This is a genomic window from Bacillus sp. FSL L8-0152 (assembly GCF_038006365.1).
GTDB lineage: Bacteria > Bacillota > Bacilli > Bacillales > Bacillaceae_G > Bacillus_A > Bacillus_A cereus.
Genome location: NZ_JBBOVB010000001.1, coordinates 5,486,833 through 5,508,960, shown reverse-complemented (window position 1 = coordinate 5,508,960; position 22,128 = coordinate 5,486,833). Strand labels below are relative to the sequence as shown.

Below are 22,128 nucleotides of genomic sequence, written 5' to 3'. Positions count from 1 at the left end.
TTTTAGTAGTTGAGAATATTCTATTCTTGGTATGTAGAGTATCACCTAAAAGAATACCATGATTAGTTTACTTATCAAAATACGCCCGGGGCTATATAGGAGATGTATTTTATATTTTTATTAGGACGGAATATAAAAATACATTTTTCTTACATAGAAATTAATATGTAAGAAAAATGTAGTGGAAAGTTATGAATTGTGTTGCGACCATTCTTCAACATTCCAAACTTTTGTTATCCAATCTTCATAAAAGTCTGGTTCATGACACACTAAAAGAATTGTTCCTTTGTAAGCTCTCATCGCTTTCTTCAATTCTTCTTTTGCTGTAACATCAAGGTGATTTGTTGGCTCGTCAAATAGTAACCAGTTGCTCTCTTCCCCCATTAGCTTACATAAACGGACTTTCGCTTGTTCGCCACCACTTAATTGGCTTAGAGGACGAGAAATATGTTCGTTTTTTAAACCGCACTTTGCCAACATTGCACGTATTTGATGTTGGTCTAGGCTAGGGAACGTGTTCCAAACATCATCAATCGGTGTTATATTATCAGCTTTCACTTCTTGTTCGAAGTATGATGGGTTTAAGAAATCACCAAGGCTTGTTTTTCCGCTTAATGGTTTGATTTTACCTAAAATCGTTTTTAATAGTGTAGACTTACCTACACCATTACATCCGACGATTGCAATTTTTTCACCGCGTTCAATTGTCATTGTTAGTTTTGGTAATAACGGGTGTGTATATCCAATTTCTACATTTTCTCCTTCAAAGACGAATCGGCTACTTGCGCGACTTTCTTTAAACGAGAATTCAGGTTTAATCGCCGTCTCAGGACGATCGATACGTTCCATACGATCGAGTTGTTTTTGACGACTTTTTGCACGACCTGTCGTTGAGTAGCGCGCTTTATTCTTCGCAATAAAATCTTCTTGTTTTTTTATAAATTCTTTTTGTTTTTCATAAGCATTAATATGTTGGTTTTTATTAATTTCCGCTAGCTCTAGGAATTTTTCATATGTCGCTGTATAACGCGTCATCTTTGTGAATTCTAGATGGAAAATAACATCGACACATTTATTCATAAATTCCGTATCATGGGAAATTAATAGGAATGCGTGTGGATATTCTTTTAAATAATTTGTTAACCAATGAATATGTTCAACGTCTAAATAGTTGGTAGGCTCATCTAATAGTAATACTTCTGGTTGCTCAAGTAGTAACTTTGCAAGTAATACTTTTGTACGTTGTCCACCACTTAATGCAGCAACATCACGATCTAAACCAATTGCGTCAATTCCAAGACCGCGCGCTGCTTCCTCAATTTTCATATCTAATAAATAGAAACCGCCTGCTTCAAGAGCATCTTGTATTTCCGCCATTTGCTCAAGGAGTTCTTCTAATTCTTCAGGTGTAGCAGTTCCCATTTTTTCTGTAACTTCATTTAAAGCTTTTTCTTTTTTAAATAAAGGTAAAAATGCATCTGCTAATACGTCACGAATTGTACGGCCAGGTGTTAAAATTGTATGTTGGTCTAAGTAACCATAATTTGTGCCAGGTGTCCATTCGACACGGCCTTCATCATGGATAAGTTCACCAGTAATTATATTCATAAATGTTGATTTACCAACACCGTTTGCTCCAACTAATCCAACATGTTCTCCTGCGAGTAAGCGCATGGATACATCTTTAAATAATGTACGATCACCAAATGTATGGCCTAATTTTTCAACAGTTAATAAGCTCATAATGTCCTCCGTTCAATTCTAAATAGTGTCTTGAATCATGATACTAAATTCTTCGATATAATGCTATCATTTCAAAAAATGTATATAAGTAAACAAAGCAAGTTTCTCCTCATAATTTGGAAGAGAAACTTGCTTCGTTGTTGTTTATCTGCCTAGCTTTTTATTCGCAAACCCTAAAAGTAACCTGCGTATTTGTGGGTCAATTGCAAGACCGATAATGCCGTACAATATACCAGTAAGTGTTAAAGCTACTAGTGGTGGTAAGTTAATTAACACAGTACGATATAGAGCGTAACTGATTATAAATGCTAGTGCATTGAATATTGTTCCTTTGAATAGTAATGTAAAGCCTTTACGAGCGAATAAAGTAAAGCCGATTAATAATGTAATCTCGGTAAGGATAGCAGCTACAGCTGCTCCCATCATTCCAAATTGGCTACCTAATACGATGTAACTTATGACAGCAACAGCTAATCCAATCCCCATCGTTGTCGCACGCTTCCACTGTTGACCAATTGTCGTTAAATTATCAGCAAGTGGGTAGTTGATAGATTGTAAAATGACCATAAAGGCTAAAATTGCAAGAGCGTCACCAGCTGGGGCATACTCTTCACCTAATAAAGTAACAATCCAAAATCTTGGATTAGCGATGAATGGGATAGAAATCCCCATTCCTAAGAAAGACATAAGCTTTAATTCAAACAGAGATAGTTTTCTATGTTCATCAATATTTTTTTCATTTCCAAAAGCAAATAACTTTGGATAAAAGGCTGCTGCAATTACACCGGGTATTTGATAAAGTACAGCGGGTATTTTAGAAGCAGCTCCAAAGAATCCAACTTGCTCGTACGTTGAGACTTTTTCTAATATAATAGGCCCTAACTGTGGCAAGAGCATAATGATAATGCCATTGATTGTGAAAATCAGCAGTTGATCTAAAATCCCTTTGTCCCAGCCCTTATGAACTGTCGTATGGCGAATTACCATTATAAAGGCGATGACACCTGTTACAAGACTGGATATTCCGTACATGGCAGCGACCATCATAAGTGACCATTTAAATGACATTCCTAGTAGAAGAGCAGCTGCGGCTGTTACACCTTGTATTACAGAAATAATGGCTGTAAATTGCATACGTTCTGTTACTTGGAAGTAAGCCATCCCGACACCTTGTAAAGTTGCTCCAAACATTGTTGGTAGTACAACCCAATATACCATGGCGCGTAAGTAGGCATCTGTATAGAAGAACTGAGCAAAAATAGCGAAGAGTACAGAAATTACGACAGCTAATACGAAACGAATGCGTAAATAACTACTGATTAGTACGCTAATATTTGCATCCTTTCTCGTTCCTTCACGCATAAACGTATGTGTCAAACCTGCATCTGTGAAATAACAAATAACAGCGGAAACTGCTAATGCAGTTGTAAACATCCCATACTCACCAGGAGAAACGTATCTTGCGAAGAGAATCGTCGCGATAGCAAGTACAAATCGAACAGTAATATTTCCTACAAATAGGTAGGAGGCATTTTTAAGAATCTTATTTGTTTTCATGAGAAAAAACCTTTCTATTCTTTAGGACCTTTTTCGTTTGTCCTATTTGTAAATTTGATTTGTTTACGGAAAGAGAGATGAGTACTATATTTTCAGTTTAAGAAAACAGAAATTTAATTCGTACAAACCAAAGCATTGCATATAGTTTTTTACTACGCTTTCCATTTTTTGAATAGATTTTACGGCAATATTTCTTTATATCTTTTTTGATTAATTGAACTTGGGCATTATTTAATTGAGAGTTTTCTTTAATGTATATACAAGCATTATTGATAACCGTATAAGGGAATAAATAAGTCTCAAGAATCTCAATAAGTGACTGAGGGTCTTTCGTAATGAAGTCTTGAGATTTATTATGTACCCAGTCTTTCATACGATTGAATACTTCCAGTTCTTTAGTTGTTTTTAATTCGTAATCTTTATATTTAGAAGAAAGATTTCCTTCGGATAAGATTCTATAATATGTTAAATATTCATCCACATAGCATACATTTGTCACACTCATTAGTTTAAATAAAAACTCCAAGTCTTCTCCCCAGCTACATCCTGGTGTAAAACGGATATTATGATTCATTGCGATAGAGCGTTTGAAAATCCAAGTACTTGTTTGAGCAACAACTTGGTGTGTTAAGAATGCTTTTGCCATATCACCTTTAATAAAGTTTGTTGTATGCTCAATCTTTTCGCCTGTTTCTTCGTAGAAATTCATATAACCACAATAGCACGCATCCATGTTGTTTTTATGCATACTCTCGATTTGTTTCTCAATTTTAGTTGGATGCCATAAGTCATCACTATCAAGGAAAGCGACGTATTCCCCGCTAGCATTTTCAATCCCTGTATTACGAGCTACTGAAACGCCTTGGTTTTTTTGGTGAACGTATTTTACTTGCCCCGGATATTTTTCTGCAAGATTTTTTACGATAGAAGGTGATTGATCTTTACTTCCATCATCTACAATTACAATTTCAATGTTTTTATATGTTTGATCCAGTATTGACTGCATTGTGTCTTCAATATATTTTTCTGTGTTATACAGAGGTATGACAACAGAAACAAGTTGTTTTTGTTCCATCATAGAATTTTTATCTCCTCAAATTTTTTATGTCTTGCACCATATATACAAGCCTTTTGAAAGGAAGAGGATTACAAGAACATCTGTATCAGTTTAACGCATATAAACTTTGTAAATCAACTTTCTATTATTGTACTTTGTATACAAAGTACAATAATAGAATATATTTTCTTGTGAAAATATATAAATAAAATTTGAAAATTATGTATTTTAAGGGGAAATATGAAATGTTAAGGCGATTTGCGCTTCGTTTTGCAACTTTACAAACACATGGTGCAGATTTGACTCTAGCTAGCGATGATATAGGTTATCAAAAAATGGAAACTATTTTATTGGAAACAGGAATGTTAATATATCATGAGCTTGATAAACCACCTATTCATATTATGCCAGGTTTTCCAGTGTTTTTAGTTACTGTATTTTACTTTTTTGGAAATGGTAATAAAGGCCTTTTTGTAGCTAAATTAATTATTATCCTATTAGGAGTACTTATTATTTTACTAACTTATAAGATTGGTACTTATTTATTGAATCCCGCTGCAGGATTAATAGGTGCTTTCTTATTAGCGGTGTATCCTCCAGAGATTGTTGTGGAAAATTTAACTTTAACAGAAGGACAGTTTCTATTCTTTTCATTGGGATTATTATATTGGAGCTTAAAATTAGCTGATACTCATAAAATGAAACATTTTCTACTTTTTAGCATTGTACTTACGCCTACAAGTTGCTTTATATCCAATACTATTATTTATATATCTTTTAATGAAGCGCTATCCATTCCGCATTATGATGAAGCAAGCGATAGTATTTTTTATAATAAAAAATACATGCAAGGAAGGACCTGTGCATGTATGATGAGAAGATTATGTTAAATATTCCAAGGCTTACTTAAAGTTAAAACTTCAGCCATCTCTTTACTTTTTAAACGTCCCTTTTTTCGGTTTTCCGCGCGTTCTAAACCGGTTGTGTGTAACCAATGTTCTTCCTGAGTTTCAGGTAGTACTTGTGGTACGGACGAAGGTTTTCCATCTTTTATAGCCACAAATGTAATGAAGCAAGTAGCAGCAATTCTACGCTCGCCTGCTAATAAATTTTCTGCGATTACTTTTACGAAAACTTCCATTGAAGATTTCCCTGTATAACACACAAATGCTTCATAACAAACAGAATCAGCTTGGTGAATTGGAGTTAAAAAATCAACTGAATCAATAGATGCTGTTACGCAATGTTTACGACTATGTCTTGCAGCCGCAATTGAAGCAATACTATCAATTTCTGCTAATAATTTCCCTCCAAAAAGTGTTTGGTGATTATTTAAATCGTTAGGAAAAACACGTGTTGTCTTAATTGCTTTAGATTCTCGCATGAATTTCTTTTCCATATATTCAGCCCCTATAGTCTGTTTTCAATCAGAATAATATGTGTAAGTGGAGTACTCATATTAGATATTTAATGAAGTAAAGTGTATTCCAAAAGAGGATTATTTAAACTTCTGTATTTGTATTCATGTAACTGAAAGAAAATTTATTTTATCTAAAATGTAGTGTAAAAGAGGATTCGCTTACATTGCAAGTAAAAAGTAATGACTATGTATTCGTCATAGAAATTCCCTATCAGCCGTGTACCCATTCATGATAGAATCATTTTGTTATGAATGGAAATAGAGGTGCAATGGACATATGAATCATATACAAACAAATTTTTCATCTTTCTTCAATAAAATTACGATCGGTGCGATGCTCGCATTTTTCGCTTATAGTTGTTGGGTAGCATTTGAGACAAGTAAGCAATTCTTTGGAGGAAGTACAACAAGTGTAACAATCATATTGGCAATTTTCGTCATACTTATTTTGTTAGTGGCATCAATTCTACAATATCGTTTTACAGATAAACAATTTCTTATTTTTCTTATAAGTATATCTATAGTTGTGAGGCTTAGTATGCTGTTATTTGTAGATGCTCCAATAATTGGTGATATGAAAGTGATGTATGAGTCTGCAAAGCAGATTGCAATTGGTAATAATATAGGGACTGTAACTCATTTGCCTTTTATTATATATGAGTCAGTAATCATTCGTATATTCGGTGATACATTATTCGCTTTACAACTATTTAATGTGTTATTTTGCGCAGGAACCGCATTTTTTATTTATCGTATTGCGGCAATGGTTTTTGGAGAAGAATGCGGTCGTATTGCTTCTATATTTTATGCTCTGTATATTCCAAATATATTGCTGAGTTCCGTATTAACTCCTGAGTCACTTGCAATATTTTTATTTTATTTTGCTTGTTACATACTTTTATATAAAGGGTTAGATCATCCTTATATGTGGGTGTTTTCAGCGGTTTTATTTGCATTTAGTAATATGATTTTCCCGATAGGATTATTTCTTCCTATTTTTATCACTGTATATGTATTATTAATTGAAGTGTCTCAATCAGCAACGAAACAAAAAGTGTTACTAAAGATGGTAGGGATACTTATTCTATTTTATAGTACTCATTTTGGTGTGAATTATGGAATTAAGGCAATGGGATTGTCACAATATACGATTTCGAATGAGACGTATGTTCAATCTGTCTTAATTGGAAAAAAGAAACATGAGGAAAAAATATCGAAAAATCAAAGTGTAACAGAGCATATTGATCAAAAGTTAAAAGAGATTGAGGGAGAAAGATTTAAACTTTTAGAACCGATGATAAATCAGTTTTCAGATGAGGGGATAAATTCTATTCTTTTCAAATGTGAAAAACTGATTTATATAGCCGTAACATTGTTTATGACTATAGCTCTATTGCACTTCCTTATTAAGAAACAACAAAATGAAGGATATATGTTGTTCTTATTTTTAATTAGTGGCTACGTATTGTTAAGGCTTTTCCAAGTAGATATGGCATATTACAATGTAATTATGCCGGCATTGTTTATTTTGCAGAGCTTTGGTGTTTATATGAGTTATGTGTATTGTCAAAAAATATTTTTCAGAAAATAAAAAGAATCCATTCTGGATTCTTTTTTTGATGGAAGATGAAATTTAGTAGTCAGTGCAAAATGGAAAGTATGCCGGACCTGAATTTTATTCCGCTATTTTCCGGACAGTCAGCCCCCACCTCAAAATCAGCGAAAGCAAAGAAGTTAGGTGGGGGCGGACTGCCTGTAAAAGCCCGATTGTTGAGGGCTGATTAAAGTTTCACTTTATCTTATCGATTTAGTTCTAGTTGTAAATTATCGGCTGTTAGAGCCATTTGTGAGGAATCATCTTGAATTCCTTTCATTACTTGTGAAATAGCTTGTAGCTCATGTTCAATTTTCTTATTCTGTTCTTTTGAGTTAGACATATCTTTTACAATTTCTTGGAAGTATCGATCTGTTGCCGACATACTATCCGTTCCTTCTGATACGAGAGAGCTAATTTGTTTCACGGAAGACGAGACACGGATAATTTGTTCATTTGTTTTTTCGACGAGCTTTGTAACGTTAAAGATAGATTCTTTCGTTTGCTCTGATAATTTTCGGATTTCACCAGCAACAACAGAAAACCCCTTCCCAAATTCTCCAGCACGTGCAGACTCGATAGCAGCATTTAGTGCGAGTAAATTTGTTTGCTCCGCGATTGATTTAACGATATCTATGATTTCGTTAATTTTGTTAGAAATATCAAGAAGTTCATGAGTATCTGTAATAATCGTTTCCATATTCATTTGAATAGATCCCATTCGTTTGTTTTGCTGGTTTAATTGTTCTTTCCCTTTATTCGCTTTTTCTTCAGATGTTGTAGCTAATGATGTACCTGTTTTAGCAATCTCTACAATAGTTTCAGACTTAGCGGTTAGTTTTTGAATAGAAGAGCTTGTCTTTTCAGATACAGCAGCTAGTTCTGTTGCAATATGCGTAATTGTCATAGCAGTTAGTTCTTTTTCTTTCTCATGCTCTTTTTGCATTCTTTCATATTCAGATTCATAAGCTGCAAGAACAAGTTCTTGTTCAAGAGTGAATAATTTATTTATGACATTTATAGAATAGGAAAAATCATCGATTGTTGTTATTTTTGTTTGCAAAATCTTCATGATAGAGCGGAATAATTCTTGATAAGCAGCAGTATACCATTTTCGATGTAAACCAATTTGCACATGTCTTTTGGCAATTCTAACACGCTGTTCAATGAAATCTTCATGCATATTGCCGCTGAATAATTCTTTAATATGTGTTTTTAAAGTTTGTTTTAGTTTTGGAATAGAGCTGTAACGTTCAATAATAGTAATTAAATTAGGTTGTTTTGTAATGTTGGCATAGAATTTTTCAGTAATCCAATCAATTTCTGCATAAATAAAAGGCTGTAGTACTTTTACAACTTGTAAATCTTCTTTTGAAATATGTAGCATATCCATTTGAATTTTCAATTCAGAATTAGTAGGTACATTAAAAGTTATTTGTTGGTCCTTACTTAATTCGATTATACTGGCATTTGTTTTATTAATATTTTTTCTGAAAACCCCAAGCATCATTCTTCCCCCTGTATATAAAACGTTTTCAATTTTAAAACTAATATAGAGTAATTATATATGCTTATATATAATTACTCTATATTAGTTCGTTGAATAGTATATAAATTAAGAGAATTCTAGATAGAATTCTCTTAATGGCCTTTATTAATTTTAGCATGTGTTTTAAAGAAAACAGGGAAATGCACATTATATATTACAGTGACGACACGAATAACGAATGTTACTAATAAACAAACATAGAAAGCTAATACGTGCGCCCCCATAGCGTATGTGATTAGGAAGCTAATTGCTCCTAAGATAGAAGCGATTGCGTAAATCTCTTTTCGGAATACGTAAGGGATATCTTGAGCACAAATGTCACGCAAAATACCGCCTCCAATACCTGTAATGACTCCCATTGAAACAACTAGAAATGAGGCGTCAACATGATGTGACATTGCCGCATTTGCACCAATAGCTGTAAAAACGCCTAATCCAACAGCATCAGAAAGCATAATAACGACTTGAAGTTTATTGATACGCTCAAAAAACATACAAGTAAATAATGCTGATAATACACTTACGAAAAAGTAAATGGGTTTTACAAATGCGACAGGGGGCAGGTTACCAATCATGATATCACGAATAATACCGCCGCCGAGCGCAGTAGCTACAGCTAAACAAAGGACACCAAATAAATCTAAATCTTTTTTTAAACCAACTAATGTACCAGAAATGGCAGCGGCGATAATGCCAAGAAACGTAAATATATCGATTAATAACATGGCCTTAATCCCTTTCTCTTAAAGATGTTCCAGAGAAAAAATATACACTAAAGTATTGGAAATAACAATTACTTTTCGTTACATGTATAAAAACGGATAAAATACATAAAGAAAGCGTTTGAAAATGCTTAGGAGAAAACGAAGCAAGGTTAATCTTTAGTTGTAGGATAGCCGAGTGGGTGTTTGTATGTAATTATTAAATTTTATATACTTATAAATAAATTAACAAATGTTACTATAATGCTGATAATAAGTGGAAGAGTGTTAGATAGTTTTTATAGAGATAGGGAAGAATAGCTAAAGGATAATGTTTTCTAGCACTACTTAAGCTGGATTTGGTTAGTTTCGGCATAAAAATAAGTTCTCAATTTAAATATGAGTTATGTTATAATTGCTAGGTGTGTTTTAACGATAATAAATTATGATTAAAAGATAATGTTAAGATTTTGTATGGAGGTCTTGGAATGTTAGCAAATCAAGCTAGGGTTAGATTTGAGCATTTTTTGCTCTTTTTTATTATTTTACAGCCTGTTTTAGATTTATTAACGTCTCTTAGCATCACTTTATTAAAGTCAAATGCTACCGTTGGAATTTTAGTAAGATTCCTTATTATGGCTGTTGGTGGTATTTACATTTTAATTCAGGCAAAAGAGAAGGAAAATAGAAAGTTTTTAATTTATCTTATATTATTAGCCGGCGTTTTAGGGATAGGATTTATTAATAACAAACTAGTTAAGGATCCTATTGTACTTAGTGAAGAAGTTAAATTCGTTGTGAAAGCATTATATATATATATTATGCTGGGGTCATACATTTTAGCTTTAAAATCATTGAAAACGAAAGTTAATATTAGTGATAAGGTTCGAAATAGTATTGTATATTCTACATTAATCATTAACGCAATTATGGTTATTTCTATTTCAACATCTACTGACTTTGGTAGTTATGAATGGATGAAGGTTGGTTCTCGAGGTTGGTTCTATGCAGGGAATGAACTAGGTTCAATCTTAGCTATTATTTTCCCTATTGTGGTACTATATTCTATTCAAAAAACAAAGAGCTGGAAACATATTTTATATTGGATTCCATCACTTTTAATGATTTACTCATTAATTCAAGTTGGTACAAAAGTAGGAATGGGCTCAATTGGTGCTACGTTGGCAGCAGCAATCGGGATCATTGTACTACAATTATTATTTAATAGAAAAAATCCGAACAAAAAATCTCTTGCACTTAACGCAGTAATTGCTATTGTCCTATTAGCTGGTGTAGTTGGGACGTTTAAACAAACACCATTAGCACAAAATATGGGCATTCATAATAATTATTTATCAGAGCAAAATGTGGCTCAGCAAGGCCAAAAAGAACAAGAAATTAAAGATAAGTTGAAAAAAGAACAAGAACTTAAAGCAAAAGAAGAAAATCATCATAAAGTTGAAAAGCCAGAAGAAAAGGCGAAGATAGAAGAGGAAGTTAAGAAAGAACTTGAGAAAGAGCAAAAGAAAGAAAATCAAGAAAACCTTATTTTCAGTGGACGTCAAGTATATGAAGAAAGACATAAGCAGTTCTTTAAAGAAGCGCCAATGTCACAAAAGTTATTAGGAATGGGTTATGCAGGTAACTTTAAATACAATGAACAAAAGCAGCCAGATCCAAAACTAATTGAAATGGACTTCCATGATTGGTTTTACGATTTCGGGATTATTGGCTTTGTATTACTAATGATTCCATTTATTTATTACGGGCTAAGAATTCTACTAGCATTTGCTACGAGATTTAAGGACATATTTAATATAAAATATGGAATGATTTCAGCAAGCTTATTGTTAGCGTTAGGTATTGCTTATATTGCAGGACATATTTTAACAGCACCAGGAGTTGGAATTTACTTTGTAGTGGTGTTAGCTTATCTAATAGTAGACCTAGAAATTGAATGATAAAAATAAAAGCTAACTTTTGTTAGCTTTTATTTTTTAGTACAGTAAAATAAAAATAGATGGAAACGTAGCGAGGATTTAAAGGAGGAAAAAATATGAGAATATTGCATATGAATGCAGGAGCAGAAGATGGGGGAGGGAAAACACATATTATTTCACTTCTCGATCAGTTTCCAACTGGTGAAGTAGAATTAGCAGTATTTGAAGATGGAATTGTTGCGAAGGAAGCAAGGGAGTTAGGGATAAAAGTCCATGTGTTTTCACAAAAATCGCGCTATGATTTATCCATTTTAAAGAATATAAGTGAATTTATTAATAAAGAAAAATTTGATGTAGTTCATACACATGGTCCTAGGGCTAATTTCTATGTTTCTTTAATGAAAAAGAGAATAAAGGCAAAATGGGTAACGACTATTCATAGTGATCCATTTCAAGACTTTACTAAACAGGGCTTAAAAGGTTGGATTTTTACGAAATTAAATTTGAAAGCCTTAAAAAATATAGACTTATTTTTCGTTGTAACAAATAGATTGAAAAAAAGCTTGGCAGCATTAGGCATTTCAAATGACAAGATGCATGTTATTTATAATGGAATTGAATACGATCAGGAAAAAGCAGAAGGCTATAATAAAAAAGAAATGTTCAATATTGATGAAGATGTATTTACGGCAATCCAAGTAGCACGATTACATCCCGTCAAAGGACATGAAGTTTTATTCGATGCGTTACAACAAACAAAATTAGAGAAAATTAAAGTATTATTAGTTGGCGATGGCCCATTAGAAGAAAATCTAAAGTCATTAGCTACTGAAAAAGGGATTAACGATAAAGTAGAGTTTTTAGGACATCGTCAAGATGTAAAACAATTATTTGCGTCGTCACATGTAAATTTATTAACTTCCCATAGTGAAGGGTTCCCACTAGTTTTATTAGAAGCGGCAAACCAACGTGTACCATCAATTGTGACTAGGGCTGGAGAAATTGAGCCATTAATCGTAGATGAAACTTACGGATGGATTGTGCCAACAGGTGATGGAAAGACATTAGCATTAGCTTTAGAAGAAGCGTATGATAAGTGGAAAACGGGAGAATTAGCAGCAATGGGTAAACATATTTATGAGCATGCTACTATGAACTTCTCACTTCAAAAACTATATGAAGATACAAAAGAAACATATAAGCAATTAATAGCGAAAAACTTGTAATGATAGAGAGGATAGTTAACTATGGCAGTAAAAACAGTTGATATTCTAGGCGTTCCTTTTTCTACAATGACAATGGATGAAACGGTCCAATATTTAAAAGAACAACTAGAAGCGGAACGAACTCATACGTTTCAGGTAGTAACAGCAAATCCTGAAATTGTTATGTGCGCAAAAAAGGATGAAAAGTTCTATCAAACATTATTGAATACAGATTTAATTACACCTGATGGTATTGGGGTTGTAAAGGCAAGTGGTATGCTTGGTACACCTTTAAAAGAGCGTGTAGCAGGTTTTGATTTAATGTGTAATTTACTTGCGAAGTTATCAGAAGATAGTAAACCAGTATCTGTTTTCTTATTAGGTGCAAAGCCACATGTTGTACAAGCTGCAGCAGATCATTTAACAAAGACATATTCAGCTGTATCCATCGCCGGTACACAAGATGGTTATTTTAAACAAGAAGACGAAGAGAATATTATTTCTCGCATTCAAGAAGCAAAACCAGATTTATTACTTGTTGCACTCGGTTTCCCGAGACAAGAGAACTTTATCCAAAACAATAAGCATCGTTTAGAAACGAAAATGGCTGTTGGAGTGGGTGGAAGTTTAGACGTATGGGCTGGAGAAGTAAAACGTGCACCAAAATGGATTCAAGCGATTCATTTAGAGTGGTTTTATAGATTATGCAGTAATCCAACACGCTGGCGTCGTCAGTTAGTATTAGCGGAATTTTTAAAAGAAGTAATGCGTTCGAAAAAGTAGCGAAATATCGCTGCTTTTTTTATTTGTTCATTTTTAATAAATTGAAACTTTAATCAGTGAGGCATTCCTACTGATTATTAGCCCTCACCAATCGGGATAGACGTTTTACTTTTTGGGAATGATGAAGGAGAAATTTTTTACACAAAAGTATTTTACTTATACAATTCACACATGTAAAATGATGTGTAAAGACACCTGTGTGAGGAGGACTTCTAGTGGGCAAGGTAAAAGAAATTTCGAAGCGCAAACTACTTGGTATAGCTGGGCTTGGATGGCTATTTGATGCAATGGATGTTGGAATGCTTTCATTTGTAATGGTAGCCTTGCAAAAGGATTGGGGATTAACGAGCCAGGAAATGGGCTGGATAGGTAGTATTAACTCAATCGGTATGGCAGTAGGAGCGCTTATTTTTGGGATACTATCAGATAAAATAGGGCGAAAATCAGTCTTTATTATTACATTATTATTATTTTCTATCGGTAGTGGTTTAACTGCGTTAACGACGACACTCGCGATGTTTCTCGTTTTACGCTTTGTAATTGGTATGGGGCTTGGCGGAGAGCTTCCGGTTGCCTCTACACTAGTATCAGAGAGTGTTGAAGCACATGAGCGTGGGAAAATTGTTGTGTTATTAGAAAGTTTTTGGGCAGGTGGATGGTTAATTGCAGCTCTTATCTCGTATTTTGTTATTCCGAAATATGGTTGGGAAGTTGCGATGGTATTGAGTGCAGTTCCAGCACTATATGCTTTATATTTAAGATGGAATTTACCGGATTCCCCAAGGTTCCAAAAAGTTGAAAAAAGACCATCTGTTATTGAAAATATAAAATCAGTTTGGTCTGGGGAATATCGTAAAGCAACAATTATGCTATGGATTCTATGGTTTTGTGTTGTCTTTTCCTATTATGGAATGTTCCTTTGGTTACCGAGTGTAATGGTGCTAAAAGGGTTTAGTTTAATAAAAAGTTTCCAATACGTACTTATTATGACGTTAGCTCAACTTCCAGGGTATTTCACCGCTGCTTGGTTTATTGAACGTCTCGGTCGTAAATTTGTTTTGGTTACGTATTTAATCGGGACAGCTTGCAGTGCCTATTTGTTTGGGGTTGCGGATTCATTAACAGTATTAATCGTGGCAGGTATGTTACTATCCTTCTTTAACTTAGGTGCTTGGGGAGCATTATACGCCTATACACCTGAGCAGTATCCAACCGTTATTCGTGGTACAGGTGCAGGAATGGCAGCAGCGTTTGGGCGTATTGGTGGTATTCTTGGACCACTATTAGTGGGGTATTTAGTTGCCTCAGAAGCTTCACTATCATTAATATTTACGATTTTCTGCGGATCAATTTTAATTGGTGTATTCGCTGTAGTAATACTTGGACAAGAAACGAAGCAACGAGAATTAGTATAAAGTGAAATTTTAAATGTATGCCTGATCGTTTATTACCCTACACTACTTGGCTCTTTCTAGGCAGTTAATGTAGGATAAAGGGGGAGAGGAAACCGAAGGGGTTTCCTTTTTTCTGTTTTTTTAGATAAATAATGGTATAGTAAGAAAAAGGGATTATTTCTTATAAAAGCGAATGTATACAGCAGGACATATGGACAAAGAATTAGGTGGTTGAAGAAATGAAAATTTTACTGATCATGGCAGAGGCAGAAGAGAGAAGAGAGTTAGCTGAAAATTTCACTGAAAATATGAGAAATGTAGAATGTTTTGAAGCAAAGACAGGAACAGAATCTTTATTTATGATGAAAAAACATATACCAGACTTTGTTTTTTTAAGTTCCAAATTACTAGATGGTACTGGTTTTGAATATGCAAGTTTATTACGAGAAATAAATTGCTATACAAAATTTATTTTTGTAGGTGAAAACATAGAGGAATCTATTACAGCTTTTCGTTTCCAAGCATTTTATTATTTATTACGACCATTTCGTGAAGAAGATTTACAATTTCTTTTATATAAAATAGGTAAAGAACAAGGTGAGAAAGCAAAGAGTTATTTGCGGAAACTACCGATAGAAAGTCAAGAAGGTATACGATATATGCTTCCAGAAGATATCGTATATGTAAGTAAAAATAAAGAAAATAAAACTGTTTCAATTTACACAACGAATAATCAGTATATTTCAACATATACACTTCAGGAATTAGAAAATAAGCTAAATGCATATGATTTTTTACGTGTGCATAAAAGCTATTTAATTAATATGTCATATGTAAAAGAACTGAAACCTTATTATAATGGCACGTATAATTTGTATTTAGATAGGTATGATGAGCAACCGATTCCAGTCAGTCGTAATTATGTAAAACGCCTTCGAAATAACATTGAATTATAGTAGGTAATGAGAGTATTTTAACATGATAAACTGAAAATCCTTCATGATAAGGAGGATTCAAGTTAAATATTCAGAAAATTTAGTACAATCTCCACTAAGAAATAGTATTGGGGGAATTGTATGTGAAGACATTGAAATCGATCTTACTTTGGGGCGTTATTACAGCAGTAGGAGCAGGTGCTTTTGGGGTAATAGCTTTATCACAAGGTGAAACCATTAATGCTGTATGGCTCTTAGTAGCTGCCGTATGTGTATATGCAGTTGCTTATCGTTTTTATAGTAGATTTATAGCGAGAAAGGTTTTTAATTTAGATGATAATCGGCAAACACCAGCCCATACATTAAGCGATGGGAAAGACTATGTTCCGACAAATAAGTGGGTATTATTTGGACATCACTTTGCAGCGATTGCTGGGGCGGGACCTTTAGTAGGACCGATTTTAGCAGCACAAATGGGATATTTACCAGGGACCATTTGGATTATTGTTGGGGTAGTTGTTGCGGGGGCTGTTCAAGATTTTGTCATTTTATTTGCTTCGATGAGACGTAATGGTAAATCGTTAGGAGAAATGATTAAGGATGAGATTGGACCTGTTACAGGACTAATTGCAATGATAGGTATTTTAGGAATTATGATTATTTTATTAGCAGTATTAGCGTTAGTCGTAGTAAAGGCACTGATCGGAAGTCCTTGGGGAATGTTTACGATAGCAGCAACGATTCCTATCGCTATTTTAATGGGAGTTTATATGCGCTATATTAGGCCTGGTCGTGTTGGAGAAGGGTCAGTAATTGGTATTATCCTACTTATTTTATCTCTTATTGGAGGACAGTATGTAGCAGAAAATCCAACACTTGCAAGTATGTTCACATTTAGTGGTGAAACAATTGCTATTATGCTTATTGTATATGGATTTATTGCATCTGCATTACCAGTTTGGATGCTATTAGCACCACGTGATTATTTAAGTACATTTTTAAAAGTTGGAACAATCGTTGGATTGGCGATTGGTATTTTAATTGTAGCACCCAATTTACAAATGCCAGCAGTTTCGCAATTTATTGATGGAACTGGTCCTGTTTTCTCCGGTAATTTATTCCCGTTCTTATTTATTACGATTGCCTGTGGTGCGGTCTCTGGATTCCATGCTCTCGTTTCATCTGGTACAACTCCAAAAATGATTGAGCAAGAGGGACACGCACAGCCAATCGGTTACGGAGCAATGTTAATGGAGTCGTTTGTAGCGGCGATGGCAATGATTGCAGCTTGTGTATTAACGCCAGGAACTTATTTTGCGATTAATAGTCCTGCGGCACTTATTGGTACGGATGTATCACAGGCAGCTCAAGTTATTTCTTCATGGGGATTTGCTATTACACCAAATGAACTAAAAGAACTTGCTGTAAATGTTGGAGAGCAAACAATTTTATCACGTACAGGTGGCGCACCGACGTTAGCAATAGGTATGGCATATATTTTCTCACAAGTAATAGGTGGGACGGCGATGATGGCATTCTGGTATCATTTTGCCATTCTTTTTGAAGCCCTATTTATTTTAACAACGATTGACGCAGGAACGCGTGTAGGACGATTTATGATTCAAGATATTTTAGGGCATGTATATAAGCCTTTTGCGAAAACAGATTCTACATTAGCGAATGTAATAGCTACAACGTTATGTGTATTAGGGTGGGGATATTTCCTATACCAAGGGGTAATAGATCCGCTCGGTGGAATTAATACATTATGGCCGCTTTTCGGTATTGCAAATCAAATGTTAGCGGGTATCGCATTATTACTTGGAACGACAATTTTGTTCAAAATGGGGAAAAAGGCGTACGTTTGGGTAACACTTATTCCAACTGTGGGATTGCTTATTGTAACAATGACAGCTGGTTATCAAAAGCTATTTCATGAAAATCCTAAAATCGGATTTCTATCTCACGCAAAGGTGTTTCAGGGAGCGCTAGATGAAGGGAAAGTGTTAGCACCAGCTAAAAATGTTGCTCAAATGAAGCAAATTATTTTTAATGATTATATCGATGCAGCGCTTTGTGGGATTTTTATGATAGTTGTAATCGCTGTGTTAATTTCAGCACTTCGAATTTGGATACAAGTATTGAGAAATAAGCCAATGCCGTTAAAAGAGGCACCATATATTCCTAGAGATGAAAGTGAGTCGAGGAACTATGCTTAAAAAGCTGTGGCAAGTATGGGGGAAAAGGAAGCGCTTTATTAGTTTGCTCGTTGGGGTACCAAGTTATGAAGTATACGTAGAGCATATGAAAAAGCATCATCCTGAAGAAGAGGTTGTATGTCAAAAGCAATTTTTTGCTGAGGCACAAGAAGCAAGATTTAATGCAAAGGGTGGAAAAATATCACGCTGTTGTTAATGAAAAAGGGCGAGTTTTCGCCCTTTTTATTTTTTTTGCTGTTTCACGTGGAACAGCAAAAAAATAAACAAAAAACTTTGGGAATTATAGGGATTTCGTATACAATAAAGTGAGGAAGGGGATAGATGGAAAAGTAGGGAGATTATTTTATGTTAAGGGACTTATTTGTAAATACAACAATTATTATTTCCTTTATTTTTGTTGGAGGTCAGCTTTTAAGGGATAAACCGTTAAAAGAAGAATTCTCTTTTTTGCAGAAGTGTGTAATCGGTATTTTTACTGGAATATTAGGTGTACTGTTAATGCATTTTGGTGTACACATTGAAGATATTATGTTGGATTTACGTTATTTAGCCGTTATTTTGGCAATTATAGTTGGAGGTCCGGTAGCTAGTAGTATAACAGTTACTATAATTTTAATTACTCGGCTAATTTTTACTGAGTACTCTTTAGCTTCCGAATTGGCTTGCTATACAATTTTACTAAGTGGAATTGGTGTTATCTTTATTGCAAGAATACAAACTTCGATTACGTTAAAGTTAGTATGGTTACACGTATACTGCCTTTCTATTTTGATAGTACCGATGTATATATTATTTAATGATATATCTGTAGTTGTACTATATTTAATTTCAAGTATTACTACAGGTTACATAACATTCGTAAGTACAAACTATGTTTTACAATCCAATGAGTTATTTCAAAAGATGAAACAATACGCAACGATAGATGCATTGACAGGTCTAGGAAACGTAAGACAGTTTGATTTAGAGATGAATCATCATATTAGTAATAAGAACATGAAAAATGATTCGCTTTGTTTACTCCTTATAGATATTGATCACTTTAAGTATGTAAATGATACGTACGGGCATCCTGCAGGGGACGAAGTGTTAAAACAAGTAGGATGTATTTTACGAGAAACTTCACAATTTCCAGATTTGGCTTTTCGAAAGGGGGGAGAGGAGTTTGCACTTTTGATACCGAATAAGGGATTAGCTTACGGAATTTGTATGGGCGAGCAAATTCGTACAGCTGTTGAAAGTCACCCATTTCAATTGTTAGATGGAACAAAAATAAAAATTACGGTTTCGGTAGGGGTTTCAGAGTATGAAGGGTCATCAGAGCAATTTATTCAAGCGGCGGATGATGCGTTATACTACTCGAAACGAAATGGTAGAAATAAGGTTAGCTCTGCATCTTAAAGATAAGATGACCAGAAGACATAAAGCTTATAAAAAACACTCACAGAGTCAATGTATGAACCTTGTGAGTGTTTTTATTTATATATTAGACAAGTTCTTTTGATACAACGAATTTACGATATGCACCATGGTGAGTTGGACCTACGTATTCGTTAATTTTGAATGAGTAACGAATAGCAGCTGTGATGAATTCTTTAGCAGTTTTTACTGCTTCTTTCACAGGTTTTCCTTTTGCAAGTTCTGCTGTAATTGCAGCAGAATATGTACAACCTGCACCGTGTGTATTGGTTGTATCGATTTTTTCTGATTCTAGAAGTTCGAATGTTTCTCCATCATATAGGACGTCGATTGCAGTTTCCGTACCAAGTTTGCTTCCGCCTTTAATTAGTACGTATTTGGCACCTAAAGCGTGGATTTTCTTCGCTGCTTCTTTCATGTCCTCAAGAGAATTAATTTTCACACCGCTTAATTGGTAAGCTTCAAATAAGTTTGGCGTTACAACTAATGCCTTTGGCACAAGAACGTCACGTAAGCAATCGTTCGTTTCAGGATGTAATGCTTCATCTGCACCTTTACATACCATAACAGGGTCAACTACTACATTTTTGAAATTGTGCTTTTCGATTGTTTCTGCAACCATTTCAATAATCTCTACTGATCCAAGCATACCTGTTTTTAAAGCATCTACGCCAACACCTTCAATTGTTGTTTCTAATTGTGGTTTTAATGTAGAAGCTGGGATTGGAAATACGTTATGTGCCCAACCGTTATGTGGATCCATCGTTACGATTGTTGTAAGAGATGTCATTCCGTATACGCCAAGTTCTTGGAATGTTTTTAAATCTGCTTGTATACCAGCACCGCCACTTGTGTCAGAACCAGCGATAGTAAGTGCTTTATTTAATGTCATTATGAAAGCCCCCTCAAGTGATATAATGAAAACTATGTTTTCACCATTATATCAATGTTACGAATAAGTACAAAGTGAAAAGTAGATGATTTATTTTAAGAGCTATTTAAAATCTTGTATGCAGGAGACTGAGTATGTTTCGAGATAATCGTACAAATGAATTAGTTATATTAAAGGAAATTGCAGAAACATTAAATACATCAAATGATACGTATCATGTATTGCAAGCTGTCCTAGAGAAATTACTAAGTGTGACAGGCTTAACGACAGGATGGATTTTTCTTGCAGATGAAAATGGGAAGTATACGAAGTTGATTGATTACCAATTACCAGAGGCACTTACATATGAAAATAAACGCCCGATGTGCGAAGGTGAGTGTTGGTGTTTACGAGGTTTTGTAGATGGGAAATTAGAGAGAGCCGTTAATATTATTGAATGTAAAAGAATTAATAATGCAATTGAATATAATTGGGGAGATACGGAGGGCATTCTTCATCATGCTACGGTTCCTTTAAAAGCTGGAGGAGAAAAATTTGGGTTGTTAAATGTTGCAAGTCCGGGTAAAACACATTTTTCGGAAGAAGAATTAGTATTACTCCAATCGGTTGCTTTCCAAATTGGTACGGCTTTAAAGCGAACAAAATTATATGAAAATGAAAAAAGAAGAGCACATTATTATGTGAAATTAGAGCGTTTCATTCAAGATTTAAAAACGATTCATAAGTTTAATGTACTACCTGAAAAGGTGGTAAATCACGTAGGTGAAGTATTTCAATGGAATCAAGTAGCGCTTTTTATTAGGGAGGAAAAAGAATTATCTCTGCGAGCGTCTTACGTTCAGGAAGAGTTACAAGAGGATGTAAAAGAGGCGGCCAACAAGGCGTTAGAGCAAGATGAACCAGTTCTAATAAAACATCAAATAGGGCATAATGTGCATCTAAATCAAACTGTTATTGCTACGCCAATACATATTCAAAACCATATATTTGGTGTTTTATGTGTTAGCTTGAATAATGGAGAGTTTGATGCTAATACAATAGATGTAATTCAAGCGCTATCAAACCATGTTTCGTTAATAATAGAGAATTTGAGGTTAAACGAGCAGCGCCGTGAACTTGTACGAATGGAAGAAAGAAACCGATTAGCAAGAGATTTACATGATTCTGTTTCGCAAAAATTATTTTCATTAACCTTCATGACAAAAGGCGCCGAGGCAGTTTTAAAAGGTAAAAATGAAAAGGTAGATCAATCTTTGCATGAGATGCGTGAACTTGCACAAGGAGCTTTGAAAGAAATGAGGACATTAATTTGGCAGCTTCGTCCAGCAGGATTAGAAAAAGGATTATTGCCAGCTCTAAAGCAGTACGGTGAAAATTTGGGACTGAAAATTAGGGAGCAAGTTACGGGTGTTCGTGATTTACCTCGTGTAGTAGAAGAAGCTTTATGGCGCATTGGCCAAGAAGCACTGAACAATGTAAGTAAGCATGCAGGTGTAAAAGAAGCGACGATTTATTTTACAGTGAATGAGAAAAATGTATCATTAGAAATAGTTGATCAAGGAAAGGGCTTTGTGGAAAAGAATATAAAAGAAAAGAAATCACTAGGTATGACTACGATGCGTGAAAGAGTAGAATTAGTTGGTGGAACAATTAAAATTGTAAGTAGTAATAAACGAACGAGCGTAAAAGTAAATGTACCATTATGATGTGAAAATGAGGG

Annotated in this window: 17 protein-coding genes and 2 pseudogenes; 11 read left to right on the top strand and 8 right to left on the bottom strand. The window is 34.4% G+C overall.

Annotated elements, in window-relative coordinates:
• Positions 1-189: 189 nt before the first annotated feature.
• From MHH27_RS27990 to MHH27_RS27980, 3 genes are all read right to left on the bottom strand, one after another.
• Positions 190-1,743, bottom strand: coding sequence for an ABC-F family ATP-binding cassette domain-containing protein (locus MHH27_RS27990; RefSeq protein WP_000055383.1), 1,554 nt, complete (start codon positions 1,741-1,743; stop codon positions 190-192).
• A gap of 144 nt (positions 1,744-1,887) precedes the next feature.
• Positions 1,888-3,300, bottom strand: a complete 1,413-nt coding sequence (locus MHH27_RS27985) for an oligosaccharide flippase family protein (protein WP_000856145.1) — start codon at positions 3,298-3,300, stop codon at positions 1,888-1,890.
• A gap of 97 nt (positions 3,301-3,397) precedes the next feature.
• Positions 3,398-4,378: a glycosyltransferase family 2 protein gene (locus MHH27_RS27980; RefSeq protein ID WP_000970511.1), complete on the bottom strand. Its 981-nt coding sequence runs from the start codon at positions 4,376-4,378 to the stop codon at positions 3,398-3,400.
• 200 nt (positions 4,379-4,578) lie between these two features.
• Here MHH27_RS27980 and MHH27_RS27975 point away from each other — a divergent pair.
• A pseudogene (locus MHH27_RS27975) lies at positions 4,579-5,182 on the top strand (4-amino-4-deoxy-L-arabinose transferase); the annotation flags it as partial.
• Positions 5,183-5,243: 61 nt separating this feature from the next.
• Here MHH27_RS27975 and MHH27_RS27970 read toward each other — a convergent pair.
• Positions 5,244-5,756: an acyl-CoA thioesterase gene (locus MHH27_RS27970; RefSeq protein ID WP_000412126.1), complete on the bottom strand. Its 513-nt coding sequence runs from the start codon at positions 5,754-5,756 to the stop codon at positions 5,244-5,246.
• Between the two features lie 298 nt (positions 5,757-6,054).
• On the opposite strand from MHH27_RS27970, the gene MHH27_RS27965 reads away from it, so the two are divergent.
• On the top strand, positions 6,055-7,368 hold the full coding sequence (locus MHH27_RS27965) for an ArnT family glycosyltransferase (RefSeq protein ID WP_001015628.1): 1,314 nt from the start codon (positions 6,055-6,057) through the stop codon (positions 7,366-7,368).
• A 208-nt stretch (positions 7,369-7,576) separates the two neighbouring features.
• Here MHH27_RS27965 and MHH27_RS32100 read toward each other — a convergent pair whose 3' ends face one another.
• From MHH27_RS32100 to MHH27_RS27955, 3 genes and pseudogenes are all read right to left on the bottom strand, one after another.
• Positions 7,577-8,278 carry a methyl-accepting chemotaxis protein gene (locus MHH27_RS32100; RefSeq protein WP_372430521.1) on the bottom strand — a complete coding sequence of 234 codons (702 nt, stop codon included), beginning with the start codon at positions 8,276-8,278 and terminating at the stop codon, positions 7,577-7,579.
• Positions 8,279-8,332: 54 nt separating this feature from the next.
• A pseudogene (locus MHH27_RS32095) lies at positions 8,333-8,878 on the bottom strand (protoglobin family protein); the annotation flags it as partial.
• A 134-nt stretch (positions 8,879-9,012) separates the two neighbouring features.
• Positions 9,013-9,645, bottom strand: a complete 633-nt coding sequence (locus MHH27_RS27955) for a trimeric intracellular cation channel family protein (RefSeq protein WP_000924377.1) — start codon at positions 9,643-9,645, stop codon at positions 9,013-9,015.
• Positions 9,646-10,109: 464 nt separating this feature from the next.
• On the opposite strand from MHH27_RS27955, the gene MHH27_RS27950 reads away from it, so the two are divergent.
• From MHH27_RS27950 to MHH27_RS27915, 8 genes are all read left to right on the top strand, one after another.
• Positions 10,110-11,582, top strand: coding sequence for an O-antigen ligase family protein (locus tag MHH27_RS27950; protein WP_340944764.1), 1,473 nt, complete (start codon positions 10,110-10,112; stop codon positions 11,580-11,582).
• A 95-nt stretch (positions 11,583-11,677) separates the two neighbouring features.
• Positions 11,678-12,787: a glycosyltransferase family 4 protein gene (locus tag MHH27_RS27945; protein ID WP_001221224.1), complete on the top strand. Its 1,110-nt coding sequence runs from the start codon at positions 11,678-11,680 to the stop codon at positions 12,785-12,787.
• 21 nt (positions 12,788-12,808) lie between these two features.
• Complete coding sequence (locus MHH27_RS27940) at positions 12,809-13,549, top strand: WecB/TagA/CpsF family glycosyltransferase (protein WP_086421968.1); 741 nt, start codon at positions 12,809-12,811, stop codon at positions 13,547-13,549.
• 215 nt (positions 13,550-13,764) lie between these two features.
• Entirely contained in the window at positions 13,765-14,964 is a 1,200-nt protein-coding gene (locus MHH27_RS27935) for an MFS transporter (RefSeq protein ID WP_000521106.1), read from the top strand.
• Positions 14,965-15,182: 218 nt separating this feature from the next.
• Positions 15,183-15,899 carry a LytR/AlgR family response regulator transcription factor gene (locus MHH27_RS27930; protein ID WP_000698246.1) on the top strand — a complete coding sequence of 239 codons (717 nt, stop codon included), beginning with the start codon at positions 15,183-15,185 and terminating at the stop codon, positions 15,897-15,899.
• A 122-nt stretch (positions 15,900-16,021) separates the two neighbouring features.
• Complete coding sequence (gene cstA / locus MHH27_RS27925) at positions 16,022-18,097, top strand: carbon starvation protein CstA (RefSeq protein WP_340944761.1); 2,076 nt, start codon at positions 16,022-16,024, stop codon at positions 18,095-18,097.
• The gene (locus MHH27_RS27920) at positions 18,090-18,293 is read left to right on the top strand and encodes a YbdD/YjiX family protein (RefSeq protein WP_023523602.1); all 204 of its coding nucleotides are present in this window, start codon (positions 18,090-18,092) and stop codon (positions 18,291-18,293) included. The genes cstA and MHH27_RS27920 overlap by 8 nt, the downstream gene beginning before the upstream one ends.
• Positions 18,294-18,442: 149 nt before the next feature.
• On the top strand, positions 18,443-19,498 hold the full coding sequence (locus MHH27_RS27915) for a GGDEF domain-containing protein (protein WP_000942875.1): 1,056 nt from the start codon (positions 18,443-18,445) through the stop codon (positions 19,496-19,498).
• 85 nt (positions 19,499-19,583) lie between these two features.
• Here the strand turns inward: MHH27_RS27915 and pdxK are convergent, their stop codons facing one another.
• The gene (pdxK, locus tag MHH27_RS27910; RefSeq protein ID WP_000174259.1) at positions 19,584-20,408 is read right to left on the bottom strand and encodes a pyridoxine/pyridoxal/pyridoxamine kinase; all 825 of its coding nucleotides are present in this window, start codon (positions 20,406-20,408) and stop codon (positions 19,584-19,586) included.
• A gap of 134 nt (positions 20,409-20,542) precedes the next feature.
• Here pdxK and MHH27_RS27905 point away from each other — a divergent pair, with 134 nt between their 5' ends.
• The gene (locus MHH27_RS27905) at positions 20,543-22,114 is read left to right on the top strand and encodes a GAF domain-containing sensor histidine kinase (protein ID WP_000488131.1); all 1,572 of its coding nucleotides are present in this window, start codon (positions 20,543-20,545) and stop codon (positions 22,112-22,114) included.
• Positions 22,115-22,128: the final 14 nt, after the last annotated feature.

What these genes read in the sequence shown, in the direction of transcription:
- MHH27_RS27920 (WP_023523602.1), top strand. Translation starts at nt 18,090, where the DNA reads ATGCTTAAAAAGCTGTGGCAAGTATGGGGGAAAAGGAAGCGCTTTATT.
- MHH27_RS27905 (WP_000488131.1), top strand. Translation starts at nt 20,543, where the DNA reads ATGTTTCGAGATAATCGTACAAATGAATTAGTTATATTAAAGGAAATT.
- MHH27_RS27965 (WP_001015628.1), top strand. Translation starts at nt 6,055, where the DNA reads ATGAATCATATACAAACAAATTTTTCATCTTTCTTCAATAAAATTACG.
- MHH27_RS27945 (WP_001221224.1), top strand. Translation starts at nt 11,678, where the DNA reads ATGAGAATATTGCATATGAATGCAGGAGCAGAAGATGGGGGAGGGAAA.
- MHH27_RS27990 (WP_000055383.1), bottom strand. Translation starts at nt 1,743, where the DNA reads ATGAGCTTATTAACTGTTGAAAAATTAGGCCATACATTTGGTGATCGT.
- pdxK (WP_000174259.1), bottom strand. Translation starts at nt 20,408, where the DNA reads ATGACATTAAATAAAGCACTTACTATCGCTGGTTCTGACACAAGTGGC.
- MHH27_RS27930 (WP_000698246.1), top strand. Translation starts at nt 15,183, where the DNA reads ATGAAAATTTTACTGATCATGGCAGAGGCAGAAGAGAGAAGAGAGTTA.
- MHH27_RS32100 (WP_372430521.1), bottom strand. Translation starts at nt 8,278, where the DNA reads ATGACAATTACGCATATTGCAACAGAACTAGCTGCTGTATCTGAAAAG.
- MHH27_RS27940 (WP_086421968.1), top strand. Translation starts at nt 12,809, where the DNA reads ATGGCAGTAAAAACAGTTGATATTCTAGGCGTTCCTTTTTCTACAATG.
- MHH27_RS27985 (WP_000856145.1), bottom strand. Translation starts at nt 3,300, where the DNA reads ATGAAAACAAATAAGATTCTTAAAAATGCCTCCTACCTATTTGTAGGA.
- MHH27_RS27955 (WP_000924377.1), bottom strand. Translation starts at nt 9,645, where the DNA reads ATGTTATTAATCGATATATTTACGTTTCTTGGCATTATCGCCGCTGCC.
- MHH27_RS27915 (WP_000942875.1), top strand. Translation starts at nt 18,443, where the DNA reads ATGTTAAGGGACTTATTTGTAAATACAACAATTATTATTTCCTTTATT.
- MHH27_RS27950 (WP_340944764.1), top strand. Translation starts at nt 10,110, where the DNA reads ATGTTAGCAAATCAAGCTAGGGTTAGATTTGAGCATTTTTTGCTCTTT.
- MHH27_RS27980 (WP_000970511.1), bottom strand. Translation starts at nt 4,378, where the DNA reads ATGATGGAACAAAAACAACTTGTTTCTGTTGTCATACCTCTGTATAAC.
- MHH27_RS27970 (WP_000412126.1), bottom strand. Translation starts at nt 5,756, where the DNA reads ATGGAAAAGAAATTCATGCGAGAATCTAAAGCAATTAAGACAACACGT.